The sequence below is a fragment of the Bradyrhizobium sp. LB14.3 genome (assembly GCF_040547985.1).
Classification (GTDB): domain Bacteria; phylum Pseudomonadota; class Alphaproteobacteria; order Rhizobiales; family Xanthobacteraceae; genus Bradyrhizobium.
Genome location: NZ_JBEPQT010000069.1, coordinates 1 through 7,168, shown reverse-complemented (window position 1 = coordinate 7,168; position 7,168 = coordinate 1). Strand labels below are relative to the sequence as shown.

The 7,168-nt window shown below is 59.0% G+C and carries 3 protein-coding genes and 5 pseudogenes; 4 read left to right on the top strand and 4 right to left on the bottom strand.

All coding sequences use genetic code 11. The features are described from left to right. The coding region (locus ABIB00_RS38590) for a hypothetical protein (protein WP_354107961.1) at positions 1-196 on the bottom strand (196 nt) is incomplete at its 3' end. Positions 197-943: 747 nt separating this feature from the next. Between ABIB00_RS38590 and ABIB00_RS38585 the strand changes: the two are divergent. Continuing rightward, positions 944-1,937 (top strand): annotated as a pseudogene (locus ABIB00_RS38585) (IS110 family RNA-guided transposase). A gap of 447 nt (positions 1,938-2,384) precedes the next feature. On the opposite strand, the pseudogene ABIB00_RS38580 reads toward ABIB00_RS38585, so the two are convergent. Together ABIB00_RS38580 and ABIB00_RS38575 are read right to left on the bottom strand one after the other, a co-directional pair. Next, positions 2,385-3,260, bottom strand: a pseudogene (locus ABIB00_RS38580) (IS3 family transposase); the annotation flags it as partial. 382 nt (positions 3,261-3,642) lie between these two features. Beyond that, positions 3,643-3,900, bottom strand: a pseudogene (locus tag ABIB00_RS38575) (transposase); the annotation flags it as partial. Positions 3,901-3,982: 82 nt separating this feature from the next. Between ABIB00_RS38575 and ABIB00_RS39300 the strand changes: the two are divergent. From ABIB00_RS39300 to ABIB00_RS38555, 3 genes and pseudogenes are all read left to right on the top strand, one after another. Beyond that, positions 3,983-4,992 (top strand): annotated as a pseudogene (locus ABIB00_RS39300) (IS110 family RNA-guided transposase). A gap of 496 nt (positions 4,993-5,488) precedes the next feature. After that, positions 5,489-5,656: a hypothetical protein gene (locus ABIB00_RS38560; RefSeq protein WP_354107958.1), complete on the top strand. Its 168-nt coding sequence runs from the start codon at positions 5,489-5,491 to the stop codon at positions 5,654-5,656. Continuing rightward, positions 5,593-5,811, top strand: a pseudogene (locus tag ABIB00_RS38555) (integrase core domain-containing protein); the annotation flags it as partial. The gene ABIB00_RS38560 and the pseudogene ABIB00_RS38555, both read left to right, overlap by 64 nt. A 238-nt stretch (positions 5,812-6,049) precedes the next feature. On the opposite strand, the gene ABIB00_RS38550 reads toward ABIB00_RS38555, so the two are convergent. Next, positions 6,050-6,934, bottom strand: a complete 885-nt coding sequence (locus ABIB00_RS38550; protein ID WP_354107957.1) for a beta-keto acid cleavage family enzyme — start codon at positions 6,932-6,934, stop codon at positions 6,050-6,052. Positions 6,935-7,168 lie beyond the last annotated feature (234 nt).

Below are 7,168 nucleotides of genomic sequence, written 5' to 3'. Positions count from 1 at the left end.
TCAGGCGACCTCGGATCGTCATCGGCCACGGCGCCGCCAGGGTAACATCTGCAAGTGAGGCAATACGAGGGGTCAAAGTTGCAAGCCGATTGACAGTCGTCGACCGGAAGGCGCTCGAGGCCGCCGTCAACGCATTGTCGGAAATATGGAAGCCGCGCCGGCGCACCACGCGTTCAAAATAGACGTCAAGCACCAATCAAATGGGCCTCAGAGCGATGTTTACAGCTCATCTGACCTACATTGCGCTCAATCGTGGCTCTCCTCGCCAGAATCACCCAAGCTTTAGAGAATCACGCTCCGTCAGTTGCGCAAAGCCTTCACAAGGGGAGAACCCGTCTTGGCCCGAATGGGGATTGCCGCGTTGGCTTGCTCACGCGTAGATAGCCTTCGCACTGGATGCGCTCAGCAGCGGTCGGCAGGGCAGGATTTATAGTAGCGGCGGCGACCGCGATACGAACCTGGCGAATGGACTTGCGGAGCGCATCGAGGAAGGCGTGGCTGCACCGCCTGCGGGAGCCCCTTTGCCACAGCAAGGGCGTAACCACCGCCGCGGTCGCGCGCGACCACAGCAATTTGCGGCTGCCCGCTAGCCACACTTGTGCAGTAACTGGCTCGCAGCGGCAGATCGATGAGACATTGCTGATATCGGCTATGAATCCGCCCAGAACTGGCTCCGCGTCGGGGAGAGACGCTTGTCTTTCGTGGGAGGGACGGTGATCACGGCGTGGCGCCATAACAGACGGCGCTCTCCACGTCAAACCCAGGAGGGATCAGGGCCGACGGTCGCAGCGCACGCTGCATCATGGTGACTCCTTTGTGAAACCAACGCGAGCCGGCGCTTAAACTTCATCAAAAGTGATGGTGTGGAACCGCCCTTCCGAACCGGCATCAAAAGTGCCTAACGTGCTCGCGTTTAGAACTGCCGCAGACGAAGGACAGTTCCATGGAAGAGATTATCAAAGTGGGTTGCGATTTGGCTAAGTCGATCTTTCAAGCTCACGGCTTCGGTGAAAACGGGGAGGTCGTGGTTAGCCGTACGTTGCGACGATCTCAGGTGCTGCCTTTCTTTCGAGCGCTCCCCTCCTGCTTGGTGGGTATGGAGGCCTGCGCAAGTGCACATCACTGGGCGGGGGAGATCGCGGTGCGGGGCACTTGGTCCGCATGATGCCGCCAGCCTACGTGAAGCCCTACGTCAAACGAAACAAGACGGACGTGGCGGATGGTGAAGCCAGTGTGAGGCGGTCACCGCCCGACAATGCGATTCGTACCGGTGAAGACTGCCGAACAACAAGCAGCCAGCATGATTTTGCGAACTCGAGAGATGCTGATGAGGCAGCGCAGCCAGCGCCAATGCCCTGCGTGCTCATATGGCCGAATTTGGCGCTATCACCGGCACAGGCATGGCAAGCGTCACGAAACTCCGGGGGCTGCTCGTCCCCGCCGCCGCCCGCTTTGCCCTGATCCACCTCGCTGAACAGATTGAGCTACAGACCGTCCGTATAGAGAAGCTTGACAAGGAGATTTTGGTTGCCGTCAGAAAGGGCCCCGATGCGAGGCGCCTGATGAGCATTCGAGGTCTTGGTCCTCTCATCGCAGCTACCGTTCGGACATCGGTCTCGCATGCTCACCGTTTTGCCACTGCACGAGATTTTGCGGCTTGGACGGGACTAACGCCGAGAGCACAGTCGAGCGGTGGGAGAAGAAAGGCTTGGGGCGATATCAAACCGCGGGAATCGGCAGCTACGGACGCTGTTAACGTCGGTGCGACCTCTATCATCAAGCTGGCCAAGAGAGGCTTGAAAGTTCCGCTCTGGGTCCCGACTATGTTGGTCAAACTTGTATCGGTGGCGCTCGCCAACAAGATCGCGCGCACCATTTGGGCCTTGCTGGTCAGGGGCGGCGTGTATCAGGCGCCGGCCGCAATGCTGAAACCCTAATTTAAAAGCTCTCCGGCGGAAGAAGAAAGCTGCCGAGGAGGCAAGGTGCATATCTGGATGAACCTCGAGTGACGACATTCCCGGTAGCAATCAGACCGCCTGACTCACTGCGCTTGGAGCGCGAGAACTTCATTTGGGCGATTGCTTCCGCCGATATCATCGTGGCCAGCGGCCATGCCGCGATTACAGGCCGAATATATGACCGCACCGTCGTCCGTTGTTCAAATTAGAAAGATCTGCAGCCCGGGCCGTTCCACATTTGTCAGAGCCAATGTTGCAGACGATGACCTAATTGCGGTCGGCGCCGGCGGCTCGACAGGTCCGCTATCTTCATAGCTTTCCCGCAATCTCGCGAATCGGATGGCATTATGAAGCAATATGTTAAGCTAGAGCTGGCCCGGTTGTCTGAACAGAAACTCCGCGTCGATAGGGGGAGCTTCTGCCGGGTTAGGCCGCCGCGCGGAGCGGAGGAGGATCGAAGTAGGCTTGATCCGGGGTGCGGTCGTCAAGGCTCGAATGTGGTCGTTGTCCGTTGTAAAAGTCGAGATACCGGCCAATCGAATGTCGCGCCTCACTGACGGTTTCGTAGGCTCGCAGATAGACCTCCTCGTATTTGACGCTTTTCCACAGTCTCTCAACGAACACGTTGTCGCGCCAGGCTCCTCTGCCATCCATGCTGATGGCGATGCCGTTGTCGGCGAGAACGCCGGTGAAGGCCGCACCAGTGAACTGCGAGCCTTGGTCGGTGTTGAAGATGTCCGGCCTGCCGTGACGCGCGAGAGCATCCTCCAGCGCCTCGACGCAGAAGGCCGCCTCCATCGTGATCGACAGCCGCCACGACAGGACACGACGTGTCGCCCAGTCCAGCACCACGGTGACATAGACGAAGCCCTGCGCCATTGGAATGTAGGTGATGTCCATCGCCCAGACCTGGTTCGGCCGCGTGATGTCGATGCCGCGCAGCAGATACGGATAGATCTTGTGGCCGGGTTCGGGCTTCGTGGTGCGCGGACGGAGCGCTTCTATCCCCATCCGCCGCATGAGCGTCTTCACATGCCGGCGGCCGATCTTGCACCCTTGCAAAGCCAACAGGCCTCGTAACATACGCGAACCGGCGAAGGGATACTCCAGGTGCAGCCGATCGAGCTGCCGCATGATCTCGAGGTCGGCAGAAGAAACCGGCCGCGGCAGATAGTAGACGCTGCCGCGGCTGATCTGCAAGACTTCCGCCTGCCTGGTGATCGACAGATCGTGCTTACAGTCGATCATCGCTTTGCGCTCAGCAATCCCGCCTTGGTGAGCGTGCCTTCTAAAAAACTGGTCTCAGCGCTGCTCGCTCCCTGTGGGATAGAAACGCATTCCCGCTAGACTGCGGCCGGGCCGATATGATTTTGGTGGCATGTGACCCCGCTAAAAAACCTGGTCCATGGGCTGTTGCGTACGTGAGAGTGGTGACGCCGTCCCGGCGATCCCGTTTAGGAATCTGAATAAATTGCGCAGCCCAGCCCTTCCGCCGTGTCAGCAGGAGGATTGGAGATGAACCGCAACAAATCGAAATCCAGGGCCGACCGCACGATGCCCATGGTGCATCCTACGAGACGCGCTACCGCACGCGAGTCGTCAACAATCTGCATCGGCGTGCCAAGGCATTCGGGTTTGTTCTCCAGCCAGTGGAGCCGAAAGCTGGTGCTGCCGTTTCTTAGGAATCGTTCTCTAGCGTCAGCTCCCCGATCTTGGCGTGCAGCGACTTCACGACGATCGCAGGCGCGGACGGCGCCGTGTTCCCCGATCCGAAAACTCCGGAAGCACCGCCCTCCAACTGGGCCTTCCAGGCCGTAATCTGATTTGGGTGGACATCAAAGTGTTCGGCCAGTTGGGCTATCGTCCGGTCGCGCTTGACGGCGGCAAGCGCCACCTTCGCCTTGAAAGCCGGTGTGTGGTTCCGGCGCGGTCGATTGCTCATGGTCTCTCCTGCTCGCGGCGATTATCGCCGTTGTCAGGCAGAAATTCCACTTATCGACCTGTTCAAATTTGCGGAGCCGGCTCTGCTGGACGTCTCGCAAAAAGAAAGGTCAGTATGTGTGGTCAACGAAGTGGGTCAGGTCTTGTTCGAGGGAAAGGCCAAGTCCGACCCGGGGGCGCTCACGGCATTGCTTCGCAAGCGGGCGCCACAGGCGGAGCGCATCGGATTTGAGACCGGAGCGATGGCGAGCTGGTTTTGGCATGAACTTCGTAGGGTCGATCTTCCGGTGGTCTGCATCGAAGCGCGTTATGCCCACGCGGCTTGTCCATACGCATAAACAAGAGGGACCAGAATGACGCTCGAGGTTTGGCCGAACTGGTGCGGCTCGGCTGGTATCGAGAAGTCAAAGTCAAGAGCCAGGAAAGTCAGAAGATCCGCGCGATACTCGTCGCGAGATCTCGGCTCGTGCCCATTCGTGGAGATATCGAGAACCAGGTCCGCAGTCTAGTCAAAGAATACGGCTTGCTCTTCCCACGCGCGATCGGACTGAAGTTTCGCAATCAGTCCTGCGAGCTATTGCGCGAGGATCATCAGCTCCGCAGTGGGATCGCGCCGCTTCTGTCGATCCATGAGCAGATCTGCAAGCAGCAAAGCAAGTTCGACGACGAAGTCCGCCAATTGACGAAGTCAGATGAGACGACGCGCCGCCTATTGACGGTTCCTGGCGTGGGCGTAGTGACCGCTTTGACCTCCCGCCATACGATCGACGACCCATCGCGCTTCCGATCGGCATCAAGCGTCGGCGCTTATCTGGGTCTCACGCCTCGACCCAACCAGTCCGGCGAAACTGACACTAACGGCAAGATATCACGATGGGGCGACCGTCTTCTCCGAACCTACCTGGCCGAGGCGGCGACCGTCCTGCCTTATCGAAAAAGAAATGGTCCTCTCTCAAGGCTTGGGGCATGAAGCTCGCGAAGCGGATTGGGATCCGAAAGGCAAAGGTCGCCATCGCGCTCAAAATCGATCGTGCTTCACTGTATCTGGGTCGATGGCACATCGTTTGACTGGGGCCAGGCGGAGGAAGCCTGATCCGATTTTGTAAAGTTCCTGGTCCGGTCTGCCGGACTGGCAATGTCCCGCTGGGACGGTGTTGTGGCGACGTCGTTCATTCGGCTGGTGGCGGCTTGACTGTACTCCGCTGCAGACGTTGAGGCGTCCGACCCGGACATCATGATGAGGCGCTGCGCGACCTCGGAAACGACCATGACACCAGCGAAGACATCAACAAGCCCGGGCGATCCAATGCCCTGGCCGGCAGGGCACGTATCAGCCGCGCTCGCGCGGTCTCCGCAACCCGGGCCAGCTGCCAGACCGTGCCATGAGCGCGTTCAAAAATGTTTAGGGCCGATTGACATCCCAGGCAAGGTGCGGGCCGTCGCGCCGCGGCAATCGCCCGCTAAATTTGTTCTGTTCATCGCGTCCTGCAACACACGGCCGTCATGGCGATGATGACCTGCCCCGCCAATTAGGCCAGTTTAAATGGCATTTTCCATCTATGATCCCCTGATGGGACGAGGAGAGTTCCATGAAGGGGATCCAAGTATCAGAGGCGCAGATCGCATTCGTGTTGAAACGGGCTGAAGACGGCTCGGCGGTGGCGGAGGTCTGCCGCGAGGCCGGGATCAGCGAGGCAGGCGCGCCGACAATACCTTCATCGAATTCTTCAACGGCAAGTTCACAACCGAATGCCTGAGCACGCACAGGTTCGTGAGCCTTGACGACGCCCGGCAGAAAATGGCGGATTGGCGTAGAGACTACAACGAAGTCCGGCCTCATAGCGGGATTGGCAACAAGGCACCGATATCGCTGTTGTATGGCTCATCGGCGCCCCGTCGTCATGAGCCCTAGCCAGGAATTCCAGCGTCACCTGAGGAGCGCTTCAATTGTGATCCCGACGTTACCTGTCTCTGGATTAAATCGTGTGGCGAGCGCCATACGACCAGCAATCGATACGTCGAGCACGCAGGCTAACGCGTCGCGTTAACGCAGCACAGACACCTTGCCCTGCGAATAGTGCGACGGACGAATCCGCGTTTCCACCGGCCTGGGATCCGGCACGGGATAAGCCATGCCGGACCTCGTGCGTTCAACCGCGCTTCTTGAGACCAAGAATTACCCGCGCCTCAGCGGGTGTGGCGACGCTGCCGCCCATGCGCTCGATGATGCCAACCGCATTTTCGACGAGTTCGGCGTTCGAGGCGAGCACGCCACGTCGAAGATAAATGTTATCCTCTAATCCCACTCTGACGTGGCCGCCCATGTTGACCAGCTGTCCGACCATTCGCATTTCGTCTGGACCACAGCCGAATCCACCCCAGACGGCGCCCCGAGGTAGAATGTCTCGCATGGCCTGGAGAGCGATTGGAACGCCGGGAGCGCCATAGCCTGTGCTGAGACAGAATTGGAAAAGCGGCGGCGCCTCGATCAGTTGTTCCGATATGAGTCTCTTGGCAGTTTCAATATGGCCCAGATCGAAACATTCCAACTCGGGCTTCACGCCTGCTTCTCGCATGAGCTTGGCGAGTTCTCGCAGGTCCGACATACGTGCGACGAATATGCGTTCCCCGAACGCCATCGTGCCGCAATCCAAGCTGCTGATCTCAGGTTGAAGCTTGACGGCATGAAGACAGCGCCCCAAGGGCGTTTTTAGTGTACTTGTTCCGCCAATCGTTGCCGGCTCGATCGAATCGAGCACCAGTTCGCCATCCATTCCGCTCGTCAAATTGATTATGACGTCGGTGGATGCATCCCGAAGCTTCTTGACCACCTGTTCATAGAGGTCAAACCGATTCGATGGGGCTCCGGTCTCTGGGTCGCGGACATGAACGTGAACGACCGCCGCCCCAGCCGCCGCAGCGTCTAGAGCCGCATCCGCGATTTGCGAAGGCGTGATGGGAATCTTTGGGTGTTTCGCAACAACGGCAGAACTTCCGCCGGTCACAGCACACGTGATGATAACCTTCTCTGACATTAACAACTCCTGTGTTGATACTCTTCCATACGATCCGCAGGGCGAAGGCTAGGGAGATCGTTTTCGCCGCAGTGGTGGTGGCGCCATCGCGACGGCGCCTGCCAGGATTATGCATCGCAACAGGCGCCCATCGTTGGCTGTGATCGTTCAGATCCCGTGGCTCGACAGTCCCTCGCGGCGCTGCGCTAGGAGAATCTCGATCACCATCTTGTCGCGCGCCGCCGCAAGTTCGGT